17 protein-coding genes are annotated in these 26,146 nt (G+C 43.3%); 9 read left to right on the top strand and 8 right to left on the bottom strand.

Annotation, left to right across the window (positions count from 1 at the left end; translation table 11 throughout):
* Window positions 1-44: 44 nt before the first annotated feature.
* Complete coding sequence (locus AC1DUD_RS23805) at window positions 45-1,391, bottom strand: ligand-binding sensor domain-containing protein (protein WP_477379061.1); 1,347 nt, start codon at window positions 1,389-1,391, stop codon at window positions 45-47.
* A gap of 369 nt (window positions 1,392-1,760) precedes the next feature.
* On the opposite strand from AC1DUD_RS23805, the gene AC1DUD_RS23800 reads away from it, so the two are divergent.
* The 4 genes from AC1DUD_RS23800 (at window position 1,761) to AC1DUD_RS23785 (ending at window position 4,704) form a co-directional block, all read left to right on the top strand.
* A complete protein-coding gene (locus AC1DUD_RS23800) occupies window positions 1,761-2,810 on the top strand; it encodes a sensor histidine kinase (protein WP_477379059.1) in 1,050 nt (349 codons plus the stop codon).
* Window positions 2,785-3,549, top strand: coding sequence for a LytR/AlgR family response regulator transcription factor (locus AC1DUD_RS23795; protein ID WP_477379057.1), 765 nt, complete (start codon window positions 2,785-2,787; stop codon window positions 3,547-3,549). Before AC1DUD_RS23800 ends, AC1DUD_RS23795 begins: the two co-directional genes overlap by 26 nt.
* Before the next feature lie 285 nt (window positions 3,550-3,834).
* Window positions 3,835-4,416 (top strand): porin family protein, encoded by a 582-nt coding sequence (locus AC1DUD_RS23790; protein ID WP_477379055.1) that lies wholly within the window; start codon window positions 3,835-3,837, stop codon window positions 4,414-4,416.
* A gap of 66 nt (window positions 4,417-4,482) precedes the next feature.
* On the top strand, window positions 4,483-4,704 hold the full coding sequence (locus AC1DUD_RS23785; RefSeq protein WP_147446062.1) for a DUF6965 family protein: 222 nt from the start codon (window positions 4,483-4,485) through the stop codon (window positions 4,702-4,704).
* Between the two features lie 9 nt (window positions 4,705-4,713).
* Here the strand turns inward: AC1DUD_RS23785 and AC1DUD_RS23780 are convergent, their stop codons facing one another.
* The 7 genes from AC1DUD_RS23780 to AC1DUD_RS23750 all read right to left on the bottom strand — a co-directional run bounded on the left by AC1DUD_RS23780 (window position 4,714) and on the right by AC1DUD_RS23750 (window position 18,467).
* Window positions 4,714-6,819: an AAA family ATPase gene (locus AC1DUD_RS23780; protein WP_477379052.1), complete on the bottom strand. Its 2,106-nt coding sequence runs from the start codon at window positions 6,817-6,819 to the stop codon at window positions 4,714-4,716.
* Between the two features lie 294 nt (window positions 6,820-7,113).
* Window positions 7,114-7,908 carry an FHA domain-containing protein gene (locus AC1DUD_RS23775; RefSeq protein WP_477379050.1) on the bottom strand — a complete coding sequence of 265 codons (795 nt, stop codon included), beginning with the start codon at window positions 7,906-7,908 and terminating at the stop codon, window positions 7,114-7,116.
* A 25-nt stretch (window positions 7,909-7,933) separates the two neighbouring features.
* Complete coding sequence (locus AC1DUD_RS23770) at window positions 7,934-12,010, bottom strand: FtsW/RodA/SpoVE family cell cycle protein (protein ID WP_477379048.1); 4,077 nt, start codon at window positions 12,008-12,010, stop codon at window positions 7,934-7,936.
* A 3-nt stretch (window positions 12,011-12,013) separates the two neighbouring features.
* Window positions 12,014-13,441: a PP2C family protein-serine/threonine phosphatase gene (locus AC1DUD_RS23765; RefSeq protein WP_477379046.1), complete on the bottom strand. Its 1,428-nt coding sequence runs from the start codon at window positions 13,439-13,441 to the stop codon at window positions 12,014-12,016.
* A 90-nt stretch (window positions 13,442-13,531) separates the two neighbouring features.
* Window positions 13,532-14,497: a hypothetical protein gene (locus AC1DUD_RS23760; protein ID WP_477379044.1), complete on the bottom strand. Its 966-nt coding sequence runs from the start codon at window positions 14,495-14,497 to the stop codon at window positions 13,532-13,534.
* 18 nt (window positions 14,498-14,515) lie between these two features.
* Window positions 14,516-15,937 (bottom strand): serine/threonine protein kinase, encoded by a 1,422-nt coding sequence (locus AC1DUD_RS23755; protein WP_477379042.1) that lies wholly within the window; start codon window positions 15,935-15,937, stop codon window positions 14,516-14,518.
* Window positions 15,938-16,175: 238 nt separating this feature from the next.
* Window positions 16,176-18,467 (bottom strand): glycoside hydrolase family 20 protein, encoded by a 2,292-nt coding sequence (locus AC1DUD_RS23750; protein ID WP_477379039.1) that lies wholly within the window; start codon window positions 18,465-18,467, stop codon window positions 16,176-16,178.
* Between the two features lie 353 nt (window positions 18,468-18,820).
* Here AC1DUD_RS23750 and AC1DUD_RS23745 point away from each other — a divergent pair, with 353 nt between their 5' ends.
* From AC1DUD_RS23745 to AC1DUD_RS23725, 5 genes are all read left to right on the top strand, one after another.
* On the top strand, window positions 18,821-19,756 hold the full coding sequence (locus AC1DUD_RS23745; RefSeq protein ID WP_477379037.1) for a ring-cleaving dioxygenase: 936 nt from the start codon (window positions 18,821-18,823) through the stop codon (window positions 19,754-19,756).
* 2 nt (window positions 19,757-19,758) lie between these two features.
* Window positions 19,759-20,382, top strand: a complete 624-nt coding sequence (locus AC1DUD_RS23740) for an alpha/beta hydrolase (protein ID WP_477379035.1) — start codon at window positions 19,759-19,761, stop codon at window positions 20,380-20,382.
* Between the two features lie 268 nt (window positions 20,383-20,650).
* Entirely contained in the window at window positions 20,651-21,232 is a 582-nt protein-coding gene (locus AC1DUD_RS23735) for an RNA polymerase sigma-70 factor (protein WP_477379033.1), read from the top strand.
* 118 nt (window positions 21,233-21,350) lie between these two features.
* Complete coding sequence (locus AC1DUD_RS23730; RefSeq protein WP_477379032.1) at window positions 21,351-22,508, top strand: FecR family protein; 1,158 nt, start codon at window positions 21,351-21,353, stop codon at window positions 22,506-22,508.
* Window positions 22,509-22,778: 270 nt separating this feature from the next.
* Window positions 22,779-26,126: a TonB-dependent receptor gene (locus AC1DUD_RS23725; protein WP_477379031.1), complete on the top strand. Its 3,348-nt coding sequence runs from the start codon at window positions 22,779-22,781 to the stop codon at window positions 26,124-26,126.
* Window positions 26,127-26,146 lie beyond the last annotated feature (20 nt).

The following is a 26,146-nucleotide window of genomic DNA, read 5'->3' as shown; positions in this document are numbered from 1 at the left end:
ATAAAAAGTTTAAACGATTTGGATAATATGCGGTTGATATAGTTTTAAGCCCCCGACTTTTTCCTGATCCTTAACAGCCCATTGGCAGTAGTGGCATAAATAATGCCTTTAGAATCCTGTACCATCTGGTAAATGGTAAAGCCAGGCAGCGGTGAATTGTTGTTGTGATAATTTTCCCAGCCATCATTAAGGTCAAACCGTACTATGCCCGATTCATCTGTCCCCATCCATAAAACATGCTCAAACTTATCATACAGCATGGTATTAACATGGTTGGCAGGCATGCCCGAGTTTTTATCGTTATAGTGAAGCCAGTTACCATTGAACTTTAATACTGCTACACCTTCTTTATCACTATCACTTTCGCCGGATTGCTTATTGCAATCAACCAGTGAGAAGTATACATTTCCTTTTTCATCCTCTACGGCACCCGAAATACTGGCATTTTTTAGCGGGGTATTATTAAGGCTGTTAAATGAGGTGATAACGCTTTTATCAATCATAATGGTGCCTTTTGACGTGCCGATCCAAAGTCGTTTTTGGCTATCTACATAGGCAAAAAGCACATTGCTTGACGGCATTTCGGGCATCGATTTCTTGTTTATCACAACTACTTTATCTTTCCTTTTTACAACAAGGCCGTTTTGGGTAGTGAAAAGTAATTCGCCGTTGCGGCTGTTCAGCACCTGGTTTACCCCGCCTGCCAAAAACTGTTTAAAATCAAACAGCTGCCAGCCTCCGCTGCCATACATAAATATCTTGTTATCAGAATAAACCCATTTGTTATTATCCCTGTCAATGGTTACTTCCTTTATGTTGGCATCAGACTGGAAAGGCGAATTGTATTCATTAACCGGGATAAATGTGGTACCCTCAAAACGGGTCATGCCTTTTTCAGTAGCATACCATAACAGGTCTGATTGATCCATAGCTGCTGATTTGCTGATATTATCAACTAGGGGCGAGTTATATTTTGTCCATATCGTAAAGTCGTAGTTTTTTAACGAGGGGTTGGCGTAGGTTACAGTCTTATTGTAAATGATTGGATCGCCGGGAGGTTTCATTTCGGTAAGGTCAAGCCTTTGTACCTGGCCATAAACGCCGCCGCTTATAAAGCGAAATATTACGTTTACCGATGAAGCTACAGGTTTACCGTCTATTTTGGCCGGTTTCCAGATACAGCCGTTAAGGTAGGTGATCAATTCGTTGGTGAGGGCGCTTTTGGTAGCATCATTATGACTGAGCACACAGCTAAAACCACGTTCATCAACTATCACCTGAAACGTTATTGCACCTGTAGCATCTTTCAGCAGGTAACGGTTATTGATCCTGGCAGATACAAAATCAATAGCAAGCTGGTCACAGCTGGCCTTGACGTCACCGCAGTCCATGCAATAATTAGTGATATTACACATCTCCACCTTTTGCAAAAAAAGATTTTGCGCCAATAGGGCAGAAGGTAAAATAAAGATAAACAGGCAGATAAATAATATTCTGCGGATTTTAGTTGAGGATAACAATGCCAGCATTACGCTTATAAATAAAAGAAAGCAAACGCGAAACTCCAAGCGAATGATAGTTAAATAATGTTAAACAAAGATACACATCAAAAATGAGTATAGTATGAAGCCATTTGCATTTGGCTTGTTTGTAACAAAAAAATTTTATTAAACCATTTAAAAGTACGTTCAGCCTCCTTTTTGCCCGCTTCGGGCGCAAATTGATACGGTGCATATGCCGATTAACTATCTTTGAGTTATATGCCTTCGCCATTACCAATTAAAAGCCTCATCCGGCTCAACTGGCTTCTTGTATTCGCTTTTACCGCGATCATATCGCTGTATTTTATTTTTTTAATGGATGAAATACCGCTATACAAAGTGTTTTATATGGTTATGACCGCCGTGGGTATAGGTTTAGTGGCATTTGTAAATGTAACTATATTAATTTTACTCACACGCAAAAGCAACGCCCAGGGAAAAGTACTCAGGCGATACCGTTATTTTTTTACTTACACTGCAAGTGCCACTATATACCTGATGCTGGCGCCTGTGTTTGATTATTTTGAGCACAAAAGTAATTTATATCCTTTCCCGGTTTATCTGCTGATATTTGTTTTTTCCAGTATTCTTGTTAATACGGTGATTATCCTGTTACAGGATTTTGTGATCCTGCAGGCTGATAAGTCACATGCCGATCTGGAGCTTTCCCAAATCAAAAACGCCCATGCCGAAGCCACAAATCTGCTTTTAAAACAACAGATCCATCCTCACTTTTTGTTTAACGCACTTAATACAATCAAAGCACTTTACCGGAAAGATCCCGGTGCGGGAGATAATTATATTGTTCACCTCGCTAACTTTTTAAGGGCCTCTGTTTATAATCATGCAGCAAAAACCTCGAGCCTTGCAGATGAGCTGGCGCTGTTGCTCGACTACCTGGAAATGCAAAAGATCAGGTTTGGTTCGGCATTAAATTGTAATATCGACTTACCGCTCAATATTTTGAATGATCATTACCTGCCATCTTTCTCATTACAGCCGCTTTTGGAAAACGCCATCAAGCATAATGAGCTAACCCAGCAGTCGCCGCTTGTTGTAAATATTTTTTGTTCGGAAGGCCGTATCGTGGTATCCAATACGCTTAAAAAGAAAAATCTTAATGTAACTTCAACTCATCATGGGCTGGCTAATCTTGCCGAGCGGTATAGCCTATTATCGGGCGACGAGATTATCATCAATGAAAATAAAGAAGCGTTTTCTGTAAGTATAAAATTGTTGAATAATGAATATAGCGATCATAGAGGATGAGCCGGTAGTAGCCGATGACCTGGAACTGAGCATAACGCAGCTGATCACTGAACCGGCAACTATAATACAGCTTCATTCTGTAAAAGAAGCCATTACGTACTTTTCAGATAGTAACAATATCGACCTTATCTTCAGTGACATTCAGCTGGGCGATGGTTTAAGTTTCGAGATCTTTACAGCAATGCCTATTGATGTTCCCGTAATTTTTTGTACGGCATATGATGAATACGCGCTGGATGCATTTAAAGCAAATGGAATAGATTACATTTTAAAACCTTTCACAACACAAACCCTGCAGCAGGCCCTTGAACGCTATGGTCAGTTAAGAAAAGTATTCCAGGTACATCAGCCGCCGCAATATGAGGTTCTTATGGAACTGCTGGCCAAAAAGGAAACACCCAAGCCATCGTCAGTATTAGTTTATCACCAAGATAAGATCATCCCGATAAAATTGGAGGATATAGCGTTGATCTACCTTGCCAACGAGGTATCTCATTTATTAACCTTTTCAGGCAGGACCTTTTATCCTAACAAAAACCTGGACGAACTGGAGAAGGCAGGCGGCAGCCACTTTTTCAGGGCCAACAGGCAATTTTTAGTTAGCAGAAAAGCTATTATTGACGTTTCCAGTTTTTTTTCCCGTAAGCTGTCGCTCAACCTCAATATCGCATTCAGTGAAAAAATTGTGGTAAGTAAGGGCAAGGCCTCCCAGTTTCTTGCCTGGCTGGCAAAAGCCTGATACATAAAAGCGGAAAGCAAAATGCATAAAGCTGAAAGCCAATTGATTGATTTTTAATTAGAATTAGCTGGATATGAGTTTAATGCATTATCTCTCAATGACAGCGTTTTTCATGCTGACAGGAAATATATTTTAATCCTTTTTTTCCGCTTCCGGCACCACTTTGCCCGCTTCGGTTACCTTTTCCTTTCCCGGGCCGCTTCATAGGCCCACCTTTGCGCTAAGTAAGAACAAATGCGCTTTCGGGCCGCAAAAAATTATCTCAAATATTGAAATTAAAAATTTATGAAAAAGCTACTTCTCATCTTAACTTGTTTAATCCTCGTATCAACTAAAGGTTTCAGCCAGGGCATCCTCTCACGTCTTGAATTTGGGCTTAAGGCAGGTGCCAACTATAGCAACTTTACCAATGCCAGTTTTCCTACCGATCCGCTGGTTGGCTTTCACGCAGGTGCTACCGTTGCGTTTAAGGTTACCGATAATTTCCTGATACAGGAAGAGTTTTTATTCTCGTCACAAGGTGCAAAAATTAAGGGTGGTGCACTTGGCGATCAAAACCTTAAGCTATCCTATATCTCTGTGCCTTTTCTGTTAAAATACCGTGCCAACTCGGGTTTTTATATTGAGGCCGGTCCGCAGGTAGGCATGAAAGCCAAAGAAGATGTTTCGGGATTAAGCGCAGGCGATTTTGCCAAAAAACTTGACCTGGCAGCGGCCGGAGGTATTGGTTTTCAGTCGAAACTGGGTCTTGGTATCGGTGTAAGATATATTTACGGACTCTCAAAAGTGGGTAACTTTAATATCTCCAGCATCAACAACGATTTTAAAAATAATAACGTTCAGGCCAGTTTATTTTACGTGTTTTAAGCTACCCGAAGATATTAAACTTAAAAGCCTGGTATTAAAATGCCGGGCTTTTTTTACTTTTGCATCATGAGCTACGAAGAATTGAGTGAATACTTTAGTAATGTTACTTTACCCCAGGAGTTAAGATTAGACAGGGCCTCAACTCAGCTCCATGTTGCCGATTTTGTTAAGCAACTATTGAAAAACATGAAAAACTATCCTGATAACTGGAGGCACCAATACCAGTTAATGAGGATCAAAAATGCCCTCGAAAACCCGTATAACGGCCCCGAGATCCCAAGATTTTAAATAACCGGTTTAGGAAAATAAATCGTTTTCACCTAAATAGCTCCTGATCATTTTCAGGATGGGTTCGCCCAGATCTGTTGCTTTAGCATCCCCGAAACTTTTTAACTGCGAAAGCTGGTTTAGTGACCTCGGCAGTTTTGCAGTAATATCCCGCAGCATGTTTTCTGAAACCAATGTATGTTCGGGGATCTTACGTTCAAGACTGGTTGCCTTACGCCAGTTAAGTAGTTGTTTATAAAGCTCGGGATTAACGATTTCCTTTTCTTTTGGCAGCGATTTCGGGTTCCAGTTTTTATATACCGGCTTGTAACTTATCCCCGCTTCCTGTACCGATGATAAAACATCCCTGCCTGATGTAGCAATAGGCAGGCGTACAAATGCCGCCGTTTTCGCCTTCAGGTTTACCAATAAATGATTTAGGCTGTCGTAAAACTCGGCCGGAGGGTTGGTATTATTTACAGCAGTATAGAAACTATTAACCGCCTCTGAAAAAGTGTTTAGTTTTGGCAGAAAGTAGTTAGCTGCATTTTTTAACCTGCTTATAAAAGGCGCGTTATCCCAGATCAGTTGATCATCAGGTAAGGCTGCGAGTTCCTTTCGGATAAAGCGGTCGCCTATGTTTTTGATTTCCGTGTCCCAGTTTTGGTCTGTTTTGTTGATGTTTTCAGATAAGAGGCTGTTTCTGATTTCACTGGCCAGCATAATGGTTTTAAGCTGTTTCCATGCACCGGTAAGCATCGAAAAATCAAAGATATCCTTCATCTCTTCCAATGCTATTTGCCGGATGGTGGTTTCCAACAGCTGTTCATCGGGTGTAGAGATGGCGGCATTTTGCATAAAGCTGATGATCTCCGGATCGGTACGGATATTCTCGGGCCGTACCGGCGATTTCAGGAGCATGCCCTCGAGTGAGCGGCAACGGCTTAACGCCACATAAGCCTGCCCAAACGCAAAGGCTGCATCAACATCAATAACTGCTTTTTCAAAGGTAAGCCCCTGACTTTTATGTATGGTGATAGCCCACGCCAGCCTCAACGGGTATTGGCTGAACGAACCGTTGTTTTGTTCGTTTACCTTTTGCTCATCTTCGGCCAGGGCATACTTTACATTTTGCCAGCTTTCGGGGATCACCTCAAATTCAGTACCATCATCCAAAAAACTTAAGCGGATGTTGCCCGGCCCCATAGCAACTATGCGCCCTGTACGGCCATTATAATATTGCTTTTTACCTGAGCTGTCATTTTTTATGAACATCACCTGTGCGCCAACTTTTAATACCAGTTCTTCTTCGGCAGGGTAGGCCTCCTTTGGGAAATCGCCGGTTATGGTAGCTTTAAAAGTTTGCGCTTCGCCATCAAGCTCCAGTAGGCGCTGCTGGTTAATTTCGTTAACCAGTTGGTTATGGGTAGATAAGGTTACGTAATCCTTAAGCCAGTTGGCATTCAGGTTAGGGTTATAATGCGCGTTTAGCTTGTCCAGCATTTCGCCGTTGGCATACCCGTTCCTGATGCTGTTGAGTATCTCCACAAATACCGGGTCTTTCTGACGGTAAACCTGCGTAAGCTCAAAGGTTAACACAGGAAATTGTTTAAACGCGAGGCTGTCGAAAAAATAAGGGCCCTTGTAAAAGTTTCTGAGTACCGGCCAATCCTTTTCGTAAACCGGGGGCAGCTGAAACAAGTCGCCTATCATCAGCAACTGAACGCCGCCAAAAGGTCGTGCCGATCCTTTAACCTGGCGTAATACGGTATCAATATAGTCGAGCGTATCGGCCCGCACCATACTGATCTCATCAATGATGAGCAGGTCGAGGCATTTTAATATGTTTGATTTTTCGAGGCTTACCTGCCTGAGCAGCGTACTGTGTTTGTTATGATCGGTTACCGGTACCTGCGGACCGAACGGTACCTGGAAAAATGAATGAATGGTTACGCCACCCGCATTAATGGCGGCAACTGCGGTAGGGGCCACAACCGCCAAATTTTTGGTAACGTTCGCCCTGATCCAGCGGAGAAAAGTGGTTTTGCCTGTGCCGGCCTTCCCGGTTAAAAATACCGGCCGGTTTGTATTTTCAATAAATTTAAGGACGAGTTCATGAAAAGGCTCCAACTCCATACGCTTGTTATTATATCTCCAATTCCCGGATCAGGAAATTATCCTCAAATTTAATAATAAGCTACGAGAGTGGGGATTTGTGTTATCAACAGAATTAGGTTCAGCTTTATTGGGAAGCTGTTTGAAATCGTATAAGAATATCGTCATTGCGAGGAGGGACGACGAAGCAATCCCCTGCTTACAGAGCCGCCCTGTATAGTTTGGGATTGCTTCGTGCCTCGCAATGACGCCTTTTTTTCTATAATATTTTATGAATCTATTTTTTTAACGTCTCTATATATTCTCTTACATAAACTAACGCTCTGCCACCGTACTATATAAAAACACTGCCGATTCACCTAATATCACCTGGTCGCCTTCATTTAACGGGTGCCCTATCTGGGTGGAATTAAGTTTGATCATTTTGCCATCGGCCGCTATATGGATCTTGGTTTTGTTTCGGGGAGGGACACCGCCCTCATCGGCAAAGATCATGAAACGTTCGCTTTCTGCATCCCATTCAATGTGGGCGTGCTGCCTGCTGATGTATTTATTACTGTCGTCCCTGCTTTCTCCCGGAAAAACCAATTGATTAAGCCTGAACGAGCCATTTTCGGTAACAGCCTTTTTATCCCTGCCGATGTTGAGCTTAGGATCGGTAGCTTTGATCAGGTATTCTTCTTTTTCGGCCTCACCACTCAGGATCCGTAAATAGGCTGTAAAGGAAGCTGCATTATGGGCAACCTGCTTACGGGTGTTCATGACAAAAGCTACGTCCAGGTCGTGCATCCTTCTGGCATCTGCCGGAAACTGCTCCGTAAATTCAACGTCAAGCGTCCAGTCCGAAGGTAAATTGATAGCAAAATCGTCGGCTATTTTTTGAACTTCGTTTTTGAATAGCTGTTTATCGTGCACATAAACGGCTCCTTCGTAGATAGACTTATCATCAGCATCTGAGGCTATAAAAAGTTTCAACTCTTTGATATGGCCACCTTCGCCGCCCTCTATCTTTTGCAACGATTCTTTTATGAAGCGTAATATGGCTTCACGTAAACTTTTAACATCCCAGGGTTGTTTTTCGCCGCTTCTTTTAAATAAATTAAATGCCATTTGCTCTTTCCTTTCTGCTTAAACACTATTCTTCGGTAGTGGTTTCCGTTTCCATGCTTTTAATATAGCCTTTCTTTAACAGGAATGGGATCACGTGGTTTCCTGCCAGATGCACCGCATCTGACGATCCACGGGTCGACTCAACCCGGATACATGTCACTATATAACCGCTGCCCTTTTCTTTTGGTGCAAAGAAAACATACCAGCCATCGTTAACACTCTGGTTCCTGACAATACGCTCTGGCGTACCTGTTTTACCGGCTACCTTTATACCTAATATAGGAGTTTTAGGCGCACTTTGCTCAATCATGTATTGTTTTAACAAAGCCGCATAACGCGGATCATCGGCCAGTTTGATACCACTTTTTACCGCCACTGTCGAGTCGGCAATTTTTAGTGCATACCTGTTAGGCATCAATACACCACTATTGGCCACGCCGGATACCAGCCTTGCAACAGCCGCCGGGGTAGCGATCAGTTCGCCCTGTCCCCAGGCCATGCCCGAAATACCTTTGGCCCTTGTTTTATGGATATTATTAGGATCGTACCGCGGTTTGGTATTAAATTCGGTTTTACGCCATAAGGCGCGCCACTTATCTTCCTGGGTAACATTTAGTACCGGTTTATTATAATAGTAACCACCTACGCCGTGTAAAAACATACCGGTTTTTAGGTACAGCGTGGCCATGTACTCCTCAAGATGTTCCTGGTTGGCCAGTTTGATAAAATATACGTTGTTTGATTTGGCAATTGCCCGTTCCATGGTGATCATGCCGGTTTCGTCCGGTTCGATGCCTTTGGTACGGATCCGTTCTTCGGTGCTTACATGATACTCTACATCAGCGGCTGCTATTCCTAACTTATTAAATGCCGACATTGCTGTTAAAACCTTGGCAGTTGAGCCTGGCTGACTGGCATAGGTAAAGCCCAGATCGGTAGTGGTTAGCCAGGTAGCGAGTTTATTCTGATCGGCCAGCGGCATGGTAAGCTGGTCCCAGTTATGAACCGGTGGCAACGGATATTGAGCAGAGGTAAGTACATCGCCGGTGTTAGATTCAACTATCACTACTGACACCCTGTTATCATACAGCGAAGTATCCGATGCGATGGATTGCTGGATGCTTGTTTGCAGATCGGCATCCATGGTGAGCTTTACATCGCGGTTTTTATTTTTAAATGCATTTACTTCAGGGCCGTTGATATCGCTGATGAGCAGGTTGGCCAATGCGCTGTAATCCTTTTTGGCTACGGTCATTTCCTTCATACCGCGTGGCAAAAACCTGTCTTCCTGGTAGCGTGATGCCTTTACGTTGTAATTGGTAATAGGCATATGAAACCCGCGAAGCTCGGCGGCGTGCTCATATTCGGCAAAATAACCGTTGGTGCTGCCATTGAAAACTCCGGTATTTTGATCGCCCGTCCAGAAAAACATTTGTTCTTCAAAAGGGTAAAATCTATCCAAACGCTTGTGCATAGCCGAATCCAAATCATAATGCAGCATGCCGGATGCGCTAAGTTTATTCTTTTGTTTTTCGATGAGCTCAGGTTTGCTGGTAGCCAGGATAAGTCCATTACGGTCATAGATCGTACCGGCCTGCAACTTGTTCATCAAAATCGCAATACGCGGGTTATAGCTGAACATCCGCAAACCACTTTTATCTGCAACTAAAGACGGTTTTACGACCCATTGTTTATTATCTGTAGTATATCGGGATACATTGACCATCAGCAATACAACGCCGGCCAGTGCAGCTGCCAAAGCAGGCACCAGGTTTTTATCCTGCTGCTTGGTGATATAATCCATTTGTACAGCTGTGCCCCTTACCGATGATACCGACAACAGGAAACCCGCTGCCAGCAGGTTAATCACCAATGACGAACCGCCGTAACTTTCAAATGGCAGGGAAACCCCCGACAAAGGCAACGCCCCGATAGATCCGCCCGCTATCAGCAAAAACTGCACAAAGGTACATACACCTATGCCCGCACTGAGATAAAACAGTAAGGGCATTCCCGTTTGCCTGCCTATAATGATTGATCGATGCAGGTACAGCAAAAACAGGATAAACACTGCGGCCATACCAGCCCAGCCAAATTCTTCGCCGATGGATGGCAGGATCATGTCTGTATGGGCCTCGGGGATGGTTTTGGCAAAACCTTGTCCTACGCCTTGTCCGCTTAAACCTCCGCTGGCCATAGCCCAGAGGCCGTTAGCTACCTGGTCGCCGCCGTAAACTTCGTTGTTCCAGGCGTCCTGCCAAATGGCCTTACGTTCAACCAAACGCTCAACCGGACCGGGGATGATTTTATCAAGACCGGGGATTTTATCGATGGTTAAAAACGCGGTGATCACCACCAAAGCCATAATGGCAGATTCGCTCAGCCTCCTGCGCCTGAAAAATACAACGCCCCCAAGCGAAAAGAAGGTAATACCTGCGCTAAGCCAGATATTATCAAAAAACCATGTAGTGAGTACAAACAACACCACAAAGCCTGCCATATACAGGAAATCGCCCCGCGAAAACGAGAACAGGATGATGAACGTAAAACAGATCACCATGGCCGGGCCCAAATCGCCCAAAACCAAAAACAGCAGCAGGGTGATTACAGTAGCTATAAGCGCGAATGAAAAGAACGACCAGCGCTTGCTCCAACTGGCGTACTGACTGATGAACTTTTCGTTCGTGGCAAAAAATCCCGCCAGGAAAATAACGATGAGATATTTAACAATTTCACTTGGCTGAAAACCCAGCAGGTTTACTTTAACACCGCTGCCTTCCGGACCAGTACCAAACAAAATGGTAGAGAACAGTATGGCCATGGCTACAATAGCCCAGGGCCAGCCATTGGCTGCAGTCCTGCTCCATTTAAAAATAAGCAAACGGTAAAAGCCCGAATCAGGGTTAAGCTTACGCAGGTTAAACAACTGGATGATACAGATCCCGGCTATGCCGATACCCAGGTAAATGAGCGTATCCTTAGCCAAAAACCTGTCACGCAGCGGGTCCTGCAAGCTTAACAGCGTAAGGAGCGAGATGCCGGTAAGCATCATGATAAGCGGTAAAATGATCTGATCGGCGTTAGGATACCGGGCGCTGAGTAACAGATGTACAATGATAAAACCGGCAAAAAAGCAAACGGCTATGATCCAGTACCACATGTTAAACTCATCCTGATAACGTACAATAAAAGCACCTTCCTTTTTCAGGATATTAAAATCGCGGGTGGAGAGCAGTTTGATGCTATGCGGAGCCTGGTTAAATTTAAACGTTACGTCTTTATCCAGCTCATCAATACCCTGCGAGCGACCAAACTCAAAGCCCGGCTGCATAGGCAATACAGAAAAAGCTTTACCTGTTGGCAGCTTGGCAAATACAAAGCGACCTTCTGCATCGGTACGGGCAAAGGCGGTTAACGATTGCAGTACTTTCTTTTTCTGATCATTAAGTACATATAGTTTTTTGTAGGCCGATCCATTTTCGGAGTATGAGGTTTTTGCCCCGGTTTCCTCATCGCTAAAAATACTATCGCGTGGTAATATCATGGTCAGCTTTATCAATACACCGGGTATGGGCTCGCCTTTATGCTGGATAGTACCTTTAATGCTGTATTCGCCGAGGTTAAGATCTGTTTGTGCGCCTAAAGCAGGCGGGCTTTTCAATTCCTGCTCAAAGCGGGTTGAATCGTCGCCTGTATAGCCTAATAGCGTGCGGGAGGTGAGCACCCGTTTCTTAAAAGTTTCGCCGCCTTTTTCAAAAGCCTCATCGGCATTTACGTAGTATTTGCGTTTATTGAGCTCACCGGTGTTATCAACCAGCTCGCCAGCTGCTTTACGCGATGCAATTACCGCTTCGATGTAATCCACATCCCGCGGGTCATCAAAGTAGTAGCCTTTTTTAAGTAAGGCTTTTACGTTTTGAGCGGTATTGGGCGAGTTAAGGTTTACGATGGTGCCATCTTTCAGTCGCTTATCAACATCGGTAAACTTAAGTTGTAATACACTGTACAGCCTTACAAATAAAACGGCCAGCAATATGCCTGTAAGCAGCAGGAACAGCCGTTCCATTCTCCTGCCGGGTACTTTTGGATTTTCCTTGGCCATTTATTAGTGGGTAGCTTTAGTCGGGACAGAATCGGTTTTGAACATACTGCCAAACAACCTGCCCGAAATGTATTTTTTATTAGGGAACAGGTACGATACCTGCACTGGCGTTAAACAGTTATTGAACTGCACATTTTTTAACACCAAAGCATCGTTGTGCGTAACGATAGCCGTACCGAAACCATCAAAGGCAACACTATCCAGCACCACATATTTACAGTTAGCAGCCAGCGCGATAGCAGGCCCCGAGTAGGTGGAATCTTTTTTAAACACAATAGTGCCTTTTGTTTTGATGTAGATGCTGTCCTTATTGATATGCAGCGTATCACTCAATAGAATTGGCTGCTGAAAATCGGCCGCTGAAAGTAACAGGGTATGGCCTTTTAATTTGTTAATGGTATCCTGAAGCTTTAGCTCTGTAGCATTTTTAATATGCTGCGCCATTAGCGTATCCGTTTTTTTAGGGATAGCGGCCTGATCTGCATTCTTTTTAAACTGCCAGATAAATCCGCCTAAAAAAATGAAACACAGCAGGGTGAGTATAGCTACCGTACCGCCATTACTTTTTGTTTTTACTACAGGTTCGGGTTCTTCCTGCTTTTTTACCGGGGCAGGGGTAACTTCCGGCTGTTCAGCAGTTTTTACGGCAGCTACCGGTTTGGTGGCGCTATGCTGTTTGCGTTCTTTATCGTTATGAACCAATACTACGGTCACATTATCCTTACCGCCGCGGCTGTTGGCTGCATCAATCAGTCTTTTCCCTTTTTGCGGCAGGTTATCGCTGCTGGTGAGGATCTCGGTGATCTTACCTTTATCAACCAAATCAGTTAAGCCATCACTGCAAATGAGCAGGATATCGCCCGGCAAAAACGGCGAGTTACCTGTTTCCACAAAATCTGGGTCTTGACTGATCTGGCCGGCAAAACCAAGTGCTTTGTTAATTTCGTTACGTTTAGGGTGATCCATGGCCGCTTCTTCGGTCAGCCTGCCCGAATCTTCCAGGAAGCCCACAAAAGAATGGTCTTTTGAGATCTTGATCAGCGAGTAATCGCGCAGCAGGTACAAACGTGTATCGCCAACGTGGGCATAGTAAAACTTATTGTTGATCACATCCACCACGGCCAGCGTGAGTACGCAGGCCATATTTTCAAGATCTTTGTTCTGTACCTTTTCGTCGTAGATGCGCTGGTTGGCAATGGCAAACGTATTTACAAGCAGCGGTATAATATCGCCTGCGATAAACTGCAGTTGCTCCAGGATGGTGGCGCGGGCAATTTCGGCAGCTATTTCACCTCCTGCATAACCACCAACCCCATCAACCACACAGGCTATGATGAAATTACCATCGCCCGATTTTTCGGCAATAAAAACATCTTCGTTGTTTTGCCTTTGCTTACCGGTATCTGTTATCCCGAAAAAATTATTTGCCATGGTTTTAACTGGATTTTTTTATGTCGATAAAATGAGCTACCAATAACAGCACACATACAGCCAGTAGCCCTATTGATAATATCTGTGACATTATGGTTCGGGTTTAAATATGTTGATACCTACTATACCATTGAGCAAGATCCTGGAGTTGAACGGCAGCTCCACCCATTGCGGTGAGTTTACATCGCTTCCGGCCACTTCCAGCTCATTGATCAGGGTACGCTCGCCAAAGGATGCCAGGTAAAACTTACCATCGGCTTTGTTTAGCCTGATGCGCAGGTGCGGGGTGTTCACCCACTCCGATGGTACTTTAAACACTGCCTGCTCGTCCCTTTCCTCATCATTGCCCGATACCACAATATCATCATCCTTTACCAGGTACTCAACCTTGCGGCCTACAAATTGCTTGTCGGGCATAATAGTTTCCAGTCGGGCCAATACTTTATTACCTGGTTTGGATACTTCCTTTTCGTTATAATGGAGATCGTTAGCGTAAGGTAGTTCGTAGTAGCCTTCACTGTAATAGGTGAAGCCTTTTAACACTTCGTTACTGATATCCAGCGTTTGGGCAACACCTGTTTGGCGCGGAATAAAAGTAACCCGCAGGTTCTCTTCCTTTTTGGTGCTTGTGCCGGGCAGCAGTTTGCCTATAAAGCCCTTGTCACCGCGTTTGTAATCAGGGTGGGATACCAGCCTGAACACCCATTTTGAACTTGATGGTTCTACTTTTTTGCCTACTTCCTGGTGTTCGCGCAGCAACTCATAGAATTTTTTTACAGATTCGTTAACGATAATCCCGAATAAACCCGAACGGTTGTTCACAAAGTCCTGGTAATCTTCCTCGTTAAAGCTGATGATAAACTCGTGGTAAAAAACTATCCTGTCGGCAAACGAAAGCTGTTTGATCGACTCTTTGAATTTTTCGATGATGTATAAATACACATCATCAGGCGTAAGCGCTTTTATTTTTACAGCCTCCGCATTTAAAGGTTTACCGTTAGGTAAAAACCAGTCCTGAAGGCCTATCCGTTTCCAAAATGTTGATTTAGGTTCCATTTCGTATCTGCTAAATCATTAAAAGTTTAAGTTAGAAGTATCAGCTTTTTTCACGCTGTCGCGATAAAATTGGGTATCTTCTTTTTGTTGTTTTGCACGTTGTATGTTACGCAATATCGAATCGGCAGTTGAATCGACTTCCGGCGGGATATTGCTCTCGTCCCTGAAATCACTGGGCTTGGTCTCAACCGAGTCTTTTTTTGCAGGTAGAATGACTTTTGTAGCAGCAGAATCAACCGGCTTTTTTGAAGGTTTAAATAACCTGTTAACCACGCCATGATAAATACGACCGCCAAACTTATCCATTACTACTGCCGAAAATACGGTAAAACCGCAAAGCAAAATGATGAACATAACGAAGATTGGCTTTGACATCCGAACCGCTTTGGGATCAACAGGTGTTGTGTTAACTACCTGTGCAGGTTGCTTATTTTCGTTTTCCTGGTAATACAGCACCAGTCCCTGCAGGCGTTCATTTTCTTTCAATAAAACTTCGGTGTTCCATGATTCATCAGGGTGTGTTGGACTGATAGCGCCAATGCTGCCCTGCATTAAAGCTTCCTGCAGTTCAATTCCGTTGGCATATCGGTTAGTGATATCTTTTTGCAAGCATTTGGCTACCACTTTCAGCAACCAGGCAGGCACCTGCATTTGCATTTCCTTCTGCTCGTCCGACCAGCTTTCGGGCAGGTTTTTGCGGCGCAGCTCCATTACATCGGGAATTTCCGACTCCATATGGGCCAGCATTACAGCATTGCGGGCAGTTTCGCCGTTATCTTTTAAAGGGAAAGGTACCTGTCCGGCCAATAATTCATACAGGATGATGCCGTAGCTGTATACATCCGTTTGGAAATACATTAAACCTTCGTTCTGCTCGGGCGCCATAAATTCAATAGCCCCGGCATGGCGGATACTGGTACGGCGCTGATCATCAGACATAGCCGAAAGACCAAAATCAAGCAATACATAGTTGCCTGTGTGTACGTTGAACTTTACGTTATTGCTCTTGATGTCGCCATGCTTCACCGACACTTTATGACAGTGCGATAAAGCGTTAGCCAGCTGGTCGGCCAGTTTGATGACCTCTTTTATGCTGAAGATAGCCTCATGAGGTGGTTTCAGCAGATCTTCCAGATCGGGGCCATCAATGTATTCCATTTCGATAAACGGGAACGAACCGCTTTCGGTAATGCCCGAATTAAGGATCTTAACCACATTGGGGTTAGGTTCTTCGTTTACCTTTTTTAGTTTTTCAACCTCGTTCTGAAAATTGCGAAAATTTTTATCGTCGGTGCTTTCGGTGTGAATAGGTGTGGGCAGGAGTTTTACCGCTGTGATAATTGGCCCATAACGCCGGCCTTTATAAACAGAGCCCTGACCGCCCGTTCGTAAAGCCCCCATGTTTTCCAAACCTTCGGTAATAGTAAATACTTTGCTCATTGAGTTATACGTGGGGTATCAGTATTAGTGACAAATATTAAACATTTTACTCAACATAACGCAGGCATTAGTGTTTGGTATAAAAATATAAAAAAAAGTTCGGCAAATCTGAACCATGATTTACCTGATTAAAGGATTACAGGATGTAGTTAGTATCTGAACCATGATTAGCTTGATTTAAAGATTAAAGGATATGATTCATCTATCAAGAGAATCCTCAAATCCTAAAAATCATGGTTCAGTTTATAATCACCTCATCCACCATCAGCCATGCCTTTGCGCCCGGAATATATTCGCCGGGTGGGATAATGGCTTTGTTGGTTGCCTTTACCCTGATATACCTTGCCTGCTGCGTTTTGATGTTTGCCCTTACGGCGTTAATGCCATTATCCGGGAAATCAGTTTGGCGGTAAACTTCGGTATAACTGCTGCCATCTGTTGATACCTCAAAGGTAAGCAATGTTGGTTCCCACATTTTTTGCCAGTGGTATTTTAATATGTTGATACCTAATTGCGATACGCTTTGCGCCGAGCCCAAATCCACCATCGCTTCCAGATCATCTCCGCTGAAACCGTACCATTGCCCATCATTATAAAGCTTACTGCCGAAGACACCGTTGACCAAACCAAAAGTATTACCCGGATTAAAGCCACCCTGCGGCTGGTTTTTAAGTGTTACCGTTTTACCGATGGCTTTATGAATGGTGAATGATTTTTCATACGTACGGCCCTGCTGTTTGCCGTTACTGAAAACTGCGGCTTTAATAGTACCTGATGATGCTACTGTAACAGCACCTGTGTAGCCTTTGCTGTTTGCGCTCGGTGTGCTGCCATCATTTGTATAATAAATTTTGCTACCCGGCAGGGTTGTCTGAAGGCTTAACGCAACCTGATGATCAGCTGTTTCTGTTGCCGAATCGGTGATCTCATCAAATACATCAGCCGCATTTATATTTAGCTTTTTGAGCAATGGCTGTTGGTATCGCAGGCGTTTTAAAAAGTCGGGATAGTTTTTATTTTCCTTCGGGCTCCAGGCTACCTCGGCCAAAGCCAGCATTCGCGGGAATAACTGCCGTTCGGCTTGTGCAGGGCTGGCCATGTATTCGCTCCAGGCATTGGCTTGTACACCTTTTATATACTGAGCTTCATCACCGTTGAGTTCGCTGGTTATGGGCTCATAGTTATAAACCTTACTTAGTGGGGTATATCCGCCGCCGGCTAATGGCTCTGAAGGGGAAAGGGATTGGTAATAATCTAAATACACATATTTTTCGGGCGTCATGATAGCATCGTGATGCTGTTTGGCAGCGGCAATGCCGCCTTCTTCGCCTGTCCAGCTCATTACTGTTGCGCCGGGGGTAAGTCCGCCTTCTAATATCTCATCCCAACCTATAATTTGCCGGCCTTTGCTGTTCAGGTATTTTTCCATCCTGCCGATGAAATAGCTCTGCAGCTCTTTTTCATCTTTCAGATGTTCGTCCCTGATCCGTTTTTGACATTTAGGGCAGGTTTTCCATTTGGTTTTAGGGCATTCGTCGCCACCGATGTGGATGTATTTTGAAGGAAACAGCGGCAGCACCTCGTCCATCACATTTTGTAAAAAGGTAAAAGTTTCATCGTTACCCGCGCAATACACGTCATCAAAAATCCCCCAATAGATAGCTGTTTTATATGGCCCACCGGTACAGCCCAATTGTGGGTAAGCAGCCAATGCCGCCAAGGCATGGCCCGGCATTTCAATTTCAGGGATCACGGTAATATGTCTTTGAGTGGCGTACCTTACAATCTCCTTAACCTCATCCTGTGTATAATAGCCGCCATAGCGTTTACCATCAAACCTGTGCGGACTATCCTTTTTATGCCCGATAATGGTTTCATCGCGATAAGCCGAAACGCTTTGCAGCAAAGGATATTTTTTTATTTCGATGCGCCAGCCCTGATCGTCGGTAAGGTGCCAGTGAAAAGTGTTGATCTTATACAGCGCCAGGAGGTCTATCCACTTTTTAATGGCTTCCGGTTTAAAAAAATGGCGGCTTACATCTAAATGTATTCCGCGGTAGGCAAAACGGGGATAGTCGGTAACTGTGCAGCCTTGTATGGTTATCTTTCCGTTGGTTGCTTTTAATAATTGAGTTATTGATTGCAAGCCGTAAAACACACCTGCTTCGTCATGGCCAACAATTTTGATCTGTTTAGCTGTAACAGAAAGCTTATATCCCTCGGGTTGGGTTACATAATTACTGTCGATGGTTAAATAAACCAAAGGGTTTGGTTTATGGCTTACCGGCAAGCTATAACCGGCAACAGATTTAAAATAAGTATTGAAGAACGTGAGGTTATCCGCGTTGATCTTTGGCGCAGTCCCTATGGTTGTTGATTTGTTAAACGTAAAAACTTCGTTTGTTTTTACCATTTTAACCGGCCTGGGAATGATACCTTCTTCCTTAACCTGTGCAGTAGCTGTAACAGCAATAAACAGGCATAACGAAATGCAACTAAAAAACTTACGGAATGTAAACAGCTTGACCATCAAAGTAAATGTAAAGCCGAATATACTTTTTTTAAGGAAAGGTGGGTAAAGAAATCGTTGTCTCCTCCGACAAACAGTGTCGCTATGACGAGCGAAGCGGGTGCTTAGTTCTACCTTGACAAGTAAAAAAAAGGTGTCATACTGAGCTTGTCGAAGTATGGTGGGCAGGCCTCTGCGCACGAGTCTTTGACAAGCTCAGACTGACAGGTCTCCTTAATAAAACATTTGCCATCTCAATAAAAAATGCCACCCCCGTTTTTCTTATCCTACATCAAGTGCCGCCGGCGATTTTGACCGTAATTTTGAATCATAATAACACAGCAAGTATTAAAAGATTTAAAACAAGGAAAACAATGGAAAACACTATAAACGGCATTCACCACATCACTGCAATTGCAGGTAATGCCAAAAAGAACTATGATTTTTATACCCGTGTATTGGGCTTAAGGTTAGTTAAAAAAACTGTAAACTTTGACGATCCCGGTACCTATCACTTATATTATGGCGATGGAAATGGTACTCCCGGCTCTATCCTTACTTTCTTCCCCTGGGAAGGTATAACAGCCGGCAGACGCGGTGCACGCCAGGTAACTGAGATTGGTTATTCGGTACCAGAAGGAAGTCTTGATTTTTGGTTGAAAAGGTTTGAAGATAACAATGTGATCTACAACAAACCTGCCGAAAAATTTGGCGAGCAGTATCTTACTTTCCTTGATCCTGATGGTTTAAAGTTTGAGCTTATCGTACCAAAAACTGCCGATAACCGCACACCATGGGAAACTCCCGAAGTAACTGCTGCCAATGCTACCAAAGGTTTCCACAGCATTACCATTACATCAAACAAAATTGAGGCTACTGCCAAAATATTAACCGGTGTTTTAGGTTACCGCTTGTTAGAGCAGCATGTTAATCGTTACAGGTTCATTACCGATGCGGTTGAAAACGCGGCCATAGTTGACCTGGTTGAAGTGCCGGGAGAAGTTGCCGGTCATGTAGCAGGAGGTTCTGTTCACCACGTAGCGTTCCGGGTACCTAACGAAAAAGTGTTAATGGAATACCGAGAAAAGATAGCAAGCCTTGGTTTGCATATCACCGACAAAATAGACAGGAACTATTTCTACTCATTATACTTCCGCGAACCAGGTGGTGTTTTGTTTGAAATAGCAACCGATAACCCAGGTTTTGCGGTTGATGAACCTGCCGAATTATTGGGCACAGGCTTAAAATTACCAGCACAGTATGAAAACCTGCGTAGCGAGTTGGAAAAAGCATTACCATCATTGGTTTAATTATGTACAGGCACACAAAACAGGTTGTTTCGGCGGGAGTTCCCGCCGAACAGGCCAAAAAAGCTATCATCATGCTGCATGGCCGCGGGGCGTCGGCAAATAGTATAATTTCACTCAAAGATCATCTTGAACTGGATGATTATGCTATCCTTGCACCACAGGCTGCAGAGCATAGCTGGTACCCTTACAGCTTTATGGCACCGGTTGAAAACAATCAACCGGCACTTGATTCAGCCCTTGAAGTAATTGGCGAATTGGTTGATGACCTTAAACAAAAAGGAATAGCACAGGAAAATATCTATTTCCTTGGGTTTTCGCAAGGCGCATGTTTAACACTTGAATATACCGGTCGTAGCGCCGGCAGGTACGGGGGGATTATCGCTTTCACTGGTGGATTGATAGGAGAGCAACTGGTTAAGGGAAATTATGAAGGTGATTTTAACAATACACCGGTACTGATCACTACAGGTGATCCTGATCCGCACGTACCGGTAAGCCGGGTTAGCGATAGCGTTAAAATATTAAAGGAATTGAACGCGGATGTAACCCTTAAGATCTATAAAGGGCGCCAGCATACTATATCGCATGAAGAAATAGTGTTGGCGAATGAGATATTGAAGAATTGATTGTTTTCAAAGTGAGTGTTTTAAGAGTGGAAGAGCTGCCCGGAGGGGTGGCTCTTTTTTTGCTTCGTTTTTAGCAGGAGTGTAACAAATGGGATATTGTGCAGTTTTAGATAACCTTTGATGTATTTTTTTTTAATATTTAGTACTCAGAAAACATGGTTAAGTATTTAATAATTAGTGTATAAGCCTATTTTTACTTTTTAAATATATTAAATTAATATTTAAGTAATTTTAGCCTTGGTTTTTCTGACAACTTAATTGATAAACTATGTCTGATAAAATTGTGATGAGCGATATGCAGCTCATTGGCCGGCTAAAGGCTGATGATGAAGCGGCGCTTACCATGATTTACAGGAGATACTGGCAATCGCTTTTTAAGGCGGCTTATAATATCTTAAAAGACAGGCAGGCATGCGAGGATATTATCCAGGAACTATTTATCAAGCTTTGGGATTGCCGGGCCGAAGTGGAGATCTCTATATCACTCAAAGCATATCTGTATGCATCGGTACGTTACGGCGTTTACCGGCAAATCCGAACGGGTTCGGTAAAAAGCGAAATTTTTGACGACCTGATAGAGCGCTTGCATACCCCAGCTACCCATAACAGCATTGAGCATAAAGAACTTTTATTGCAGATAAGCCAGGTAATTGATACCCTGCCCGAAAAATGCCGGGAAGTTTATAAACTGAGCCGCGAAGAATGCCTGAGCCATAAGGAAATAGCGCTGCAATTAAATATCTCCACCAAAACTGTCGAAAATCATTTAACCAAAGCACTTCGCGAATTACGCGGCTCATTGGGAACAGCTTTTATTTTGGAAGCATTGATGTTTCTTTTAGATAAATAATACTGCCTCGATCGTATTGAAAGACCTCTTTTAGCCCTTGAAAAAAATATTTTAATTTTTTTCATTTTGGAGTAGGGGATACCCCTCTTTTTTTACTCTCCCTATCAAAACCATATTTGTGCAAAAGCAAGAATTTTTACAACTGATAGATAAATACCTTGCCGGGCAGGCAACCGCTGCGGAGAAGGAACAGTTGTTGAATTTTTTTGAAAGCTTTCAGGGCGATGCCGACGAATGGGATGAAAAAATAATTGGTGTAAAGCAGGAACTGGAAGACCGCATGTTAAGCAACATCAGGCAGGCTATAGCCGAGCCGGTGTTTAACAAAAGCCAAAAAGTTGTAAAGCTTCACTTTTTTAGGAATGTTGCTGCTGCAGTTATACTATTGGCCGTATCGGGTACAGCTATTTATCATTGGTATAACAAACATGAGCAGAAACAATTAGCCGCCCTAAACAAGGCTGTTGTAAAACATGATGTTGATCCGGGCGATAACCGGGCGGTTTTAACCCTTGCCAATGGTACCAAATTAATTTTGGATTCGGCTAAGATCGGATTGCTGAATCAGGCTGGCAGCGTTAGCATAAATAAAACGCAGGATGGCCAGGTGGTTTATACTACCGATAAAGATCAGCAAAATGGGCCTGTTGCATATAATTCCATCAGCACCCCAATAGGTGGCCAGTACCAGGTTGTATTGCCCGATGGCTCAAGAGTATGGCTTAATTCGGCCTCATCTCTGAAATTCCCAACGGCATTCACAGGCAGTGAGCGTGATGTTGAGCTTATCGGCGAAGGCTATTTTGAAGTAACCAAAAATAAAGCGAAACCTTTTAATGTGAAAGTTAAAGATATTAATGTGGCTGTACTCGGTACGCATTTCAATATCATGGCTTACAACGATGAGGCCGCTGTTAAAACTACCCTGCTTGAAGGATTGGTACGTTTAACACACGGTAATGTAACTGATATGTTAAAACCCGGTCAGCAGGGTGTTATAAATGACAAAGGCATTAAAATTATTGATGTTGATACCGACGAAGCAGTAGCCTGGAAAAATGGCTTCTTTGAATTTGACCGGGTAAGCATACAAGATATTATGAAGCAGCTTTCGAGGTGGTATGGTACCGAAGTAATGTACGAAGGTAAAATACCTGATGATGAGTTTGTAGGTAAGATCAGCAGGGATGTGAAACTATCGCAGGTATTGCACATTCTTGAATTAAGCCACGTGCGTTTTAGGATAGAGAACAAAAAGATAATTGTTACCCCTTAAAATAACCGGCAACTGATTTTTAACTGCTAAACCCCAATCTATGAAGAAACACTGACGATAACCTCTCAAAATATTCCAACCTAAGTTCCCTTATCCAAATGAAAGAAAAGCCGGAAGCGCTGCAACGCTTCCGGCATAATGAATTGGATCAAGCTTTCCTGACTTTTCAATAACAGATTTTTTTAACCCAAACATCACGAAGTTATGCATTTAAACTTTACTGGTAAAGTATTTAGTGCCTTTGGTACACATTCAAAACTGTTTTTGACGATGAGATTAACCGTCTTATTACTAACTATCGGCTGCCTGCAGCTAAGCGCTAAAAGCTTTTCACAATCTATAACCTTGAATGAGAGAGGGATAGCACTTAATAAGGCTTTTAAAGCAATTGAGAAGCAAAGCGGCTACTATTTTTTTTACAGGTATAAGGATATATCCAAAACCAAACCGGTTAATTTATCATTAACTAACGCCACCCTGCAGGAGGCCTTGCAGCAATGCTTTAAAGATGAGCCTTTAACCTACGTCATCGACAATAAAAATATCATCGTAAATAAAAAGGATGTTGCTACAGATGCGGCACCAGCGCCTATTACTATAAGTGGTACCGTTACAGATGATAAAAACCAGCCTTTACCAGGCGTTAATGTCAGGGTAAAGGGTACCAACTTAGGAGCGGTTACCAATATTGATGGCAAATACTCCCTCACAGCCGAAGACAACAGTACGCTTGTATTCGCATTTATAGGTTTCCAAACTAAAGAGGAGCCGGTAAATAAGCGTACATCCATAAACGTTGTTCTTCAGGAGGATAATAAGGAACTCAAAGAAGTAGTGGTTGTAGGCTACGGTAACCTGGAGCGTAAAGACGTAACAGGAGCCGTTGGTTCGGTGAAAATGGGCAATATTAAAGAGATCAAAGCGGCAAGTCTTGACCTGAAATTGGCCGGCCAGCTTGCAGGTGTTACTGTAAACCAGGTAACGGGCACTCCGGGTGGTGGTGTATCAGTTAACATTCGTGGCGCCGGCTCAATTGGTGCAGGTGATGATCCGCTGTATGTAATAGATGGTTTTCCGATCTCTCCGGGCTTTGATCAATATTCTAATCCTTTAAGTACTATTAATCCCGATGATATTGAAAATATCAGCGTGCTAAAAGATGCAGCTTCTACGGCTATCTACGGTTCACGTGGGTCAAACGGTGTTATCTTGATCACTACCAAAAGGGCAAAAAAAGGCGAATCGAGCGTTACCGTAAATACTTCATCTGGTGTTCAAACCATATTGTCCGGAACTAAGCTGAAAATGATGACCGCCGAGCAGTATGCACAATGGCGTATTGAAGCTTTGCAGGACCTGGATAAGGTGAACGGTGTTGCTTTCAGTACAGATCAGGTACCTGAGGCCTTCAGGAACCCCAAGGCACTTGGCAAAGGTACCGATTGGTATGATGCCGTTACCCGTAATGCACCTATACAAAATTATGATGTTACTGTATCAAACGGCACCGATAAAATGCGTTCCTTGTTTTCATTAGGATATTTTGATCAGGAGGGCACGGTGCTTAATACCGGTTTCAGAAGATATTCAGTAAAAGCCAATATGGATGCTGATCTGTTTAAAAATGTTACCGCCGGTCTTAGTATAGCGCCAACTTATAGTCAGCGTAAATTACAGCAAACTGATGGCCATTTTGATCAGGCTATATTAAGCCAGGCTTATCTTGAAAGCCCACTTACGCCAGTAAAACAACCTGATGGTTCATACACTAATGTTGTAGGTTCGGCAGGAAATGAAAATATACCGGGTACAGCACTTAATGCTAATCCCGTAAGCGAACTGGTTAATACTACCAATAAATACGCACAATTCCGCACCCTGGCCAATACATATGTTAACTGGGAAATAATTAAGGGATTGGATGTAAAATCAACTTTTGGTATTGACTACCAGAGCAGCAACGGTGATTACTTCCGCCCGTCGTTTCTTGGTGGGTTTCGTGTAGCAAATAAAGATGGGACACAGGTTAAAGCCGTTGGATCATTTAACTCATCAAATTCATTTAACTGGCTAAGCGAAAATTCCGTAACCTACAAAAAAAAATGGGGTGATCACACCTTAACCGTTTTGGGCGATTATTCCATACAGCAGGAAACCAATCATTATCGTTTAACCTACGGTACTGGGTTTCCGGATGACGTGATTAGGTCAGTAAGGGCCGCTACAATTATTACAGCCGATGCCGGCGACGAAGAGTGGAGGTTATTATCATTGATTGGCAGGGTAAATTATGCATTTAAGGATAAATATTTATTAAGTGCTTCTATCCGCCGCGATGGGTCATCGAGGTTTGCGCCCGGGCACCGCTGGGGAACTTTCCCTTCAGTATCAGGTGGCTGGCGGATCTCTGACGAGTCGTTCTTTCCAAAAACAAATGTTATCGACCAGTTGAAATTTACTGCCAGCTATGGTCATGCGGGTAATAACAGCGTAGGCAACTATGATTATATTCCAACTGTTGATGAAACCAATTATACATTTGGAGGAGGATTGGCTCCCGGAAAATCAATTACTTCACTTGGTAATACCGAAGTAGGATGGGAAACCACCAAACAGTTTGATATAGGCATGGATCTTTCATTACTTAAAGGCCGGGTTTATTTAATTGCCGAATATTATAACCGCTTTACCGAACGCTTACTTCAATATATACCGGTACCTTTAGCTTCGGGTTATGGATACGCGTTATCAAATGTAGGTAATGTGCGCAACCGCGGTTTTGAATTTACGGTAACCACCAAAAATATTGTTAGCAAGACTTTTAACTGGAGTACAGATTTTAATATATCGTTTAATCGTAACAAGGTTTTAAGTCTTGGCCCTACACCTCAAATCTATGACGCGCCCCTGAATGACAACCCGACCAGTATTACAATGGTAGGGTTGCCGCTTGGGCAGTTTTATGGATATATTTTTGAAGGCATATTCCAAAGCCAGGCCGAACTTGACAAATACCCCCATTTTGATGGTGAAACTATAGGTAATGTGAGGTATAAGGATGTTAATGGTGATGGCGTAATTGATGGGAAAGACCAGGTACCTGTCGGTAACCCATGGCCTAAGTTTACATTTGGCTTTAACAATCACTTCAGTTATAAACAATTTGATCTGAACATCATATCTGCAGGCTCGGTAGGGGGGCATGTATTTGATATGTACAAGCAATTTACTACCAATTTGGATGGTATTTTTAATGTTGAGCAAAGCGTTATAAACCGTTGGAGATCGCCGCAGCAGCCCGGGGCTGGTTTATTGCCTACCACAACTTCAAATACCGGTTTGGCCCGTGATTTTTATCCGTCATACTGGGTTGAAAGCAATTCATATCTAATGGTGAAGAATATCGACTTCGGGTATAATTTCAAAACAAAGTTCAGCAAAAATTTCAGGGTGTACTTTAGCGCTCAAAATGCTATCCTGATAACTGGTTATAAAGGTGGCAATCCTGAGGTTGGTATTGAAGGGCAACAGGGAAACCGTTCTTTATCGCCCAATGTGAACTTTACAGGCTATCCTGTTTCAGCAATTTACACATTAGGTTGTAACGTAACTTTTTAAGCTCTACGAAAACTACTGAA

Source organism: Mucilaginibacter sp. P4_A11 (genome assembly GCF_056402535.1).
The sequence above is the reverse complement of the archived record's forward strand: the minus strand, read 5'-3'. Positions and strand labels throughout refer to the sequence as shown.

Excerpts from the sequence above, each read along its gene's own strand:
- AC1DUD_RS23725 (WP_477379031.1), top strand. The coding sequence starts at position 22,779 with ATGAGATTAACCGTCTTATTACTAACTATCGGCTGCCTGCAGCTAAGC.
- AC1DUD_RS23765 (WP_477379046.1), bottom strand. The coding sequence starts at position 13,441 with ATGGCAAATAATTTTTTCGGGATAACAGATACCGGTAAGCAAAGGCAA.
- AC1DUD_RS23745 (WP_477379037.1), top strand. The coding sequence starts at position 18,821 with ATGGAAAACACTATAAACGGCATTCACCACATCACTGCAATTGCAGGT.
- AC1DUD_RS23795 (WP_477379057.1), top strand. The coding sequence starts at position 2,785 with ATGAATATAGCGATCATAGAGGATGAGCCGGTAGTAGCCGATGACCTG.
- AC1DUD_RS23780 (WP_477379052.1), bottom strand. The coding sequence starts at position 6,819 with ATGGAGTTGGAGCCTTTTCATGAACTCGTCCTTAAATTTATTGAAAAT.
- AC1DUD_RS23750 (WP_477379039.1), bottom strand. The coding sequence starts at position 18,467 with ATGGTCAAGCTGTTTACATTCCGTAAGTTTTTTAGTTGCATTTCGTTA.
- AC1DUD_RS23735 (WP_477379033.1), top strand. The coding sequence starts at position 20,651 with ATGTCTGATAAAATTGTGATGAGCGATATGCAGCTCATTGGCCGGCTA.
- AC1DUD_RS23805 (WP_477379061.1), bottom strand. The coding sequence starts at position 1,391 with ATGGACTGCGGTGACGTCAAGGCCAGCTGTGACCAGCTTGCTATTGAT.
- AC1DUD_RS23760 (WP_477379044.1), bottom strand. The coding sequence starts at position 14,497 with ATGGAACCTAAATCAACATTTTGGAAACGGATAGGCCTTCAGGACTGG.
- AC1DUD_RS23775 (WP_477379050.1), bottom strand. The coding sequence starts at position 7,908 with ATGGCATTTAATTTATTTAAAAGAAGCGGCGAAAAACAACCCTGGGAT.
- AC1DUD_RS23740 (WP_477379035.1), top strand. The coding sequence starts at position 19,759 with ATGTACAGGCACACAAAACAGGTTGTTTCGGCGGGAGTTCCCGCCGAA.
- AC1DUD_RS23790 (WP_477379055.1), top strand. The coding sequence starts at position 3,835 with ATGAAAAAGCTACTTCTCATCTTAACTTGTTTAATCCTCGTATCAACT.
- AC1DUD_RS23755 (WP_477379042.1), bottom strand. The coding sequence starts at position 15,937 with ATGAGCAAAGTATTTACTATTACCGAAGGTTTGGAAAACATGGGGGCT.
- AC1DUD_RS23785 (WP_147446062.1), top strand. The coding sequence starts at position 4,483 with ATGAGCTACGAAGAATTGAGTGAATACTTTAGTAATGTTACTTTACCC.
- AC1DUD_RS23800 (WP_477379059.1), top strand. The coding sequence starts at position 1,761 with ATGCCTTCGCCATTACCAATTAAAAGCCTCATCCGGCTCAACTGGCTT.
- AC1DUD_RS23770 (WP_477379048.1), bottom strand. The coding sequence starts at position 12,010 with ATGGCCAAGGAAAATCCAAAAGTACCCGGCAGGAGAATGGAACGGCTG.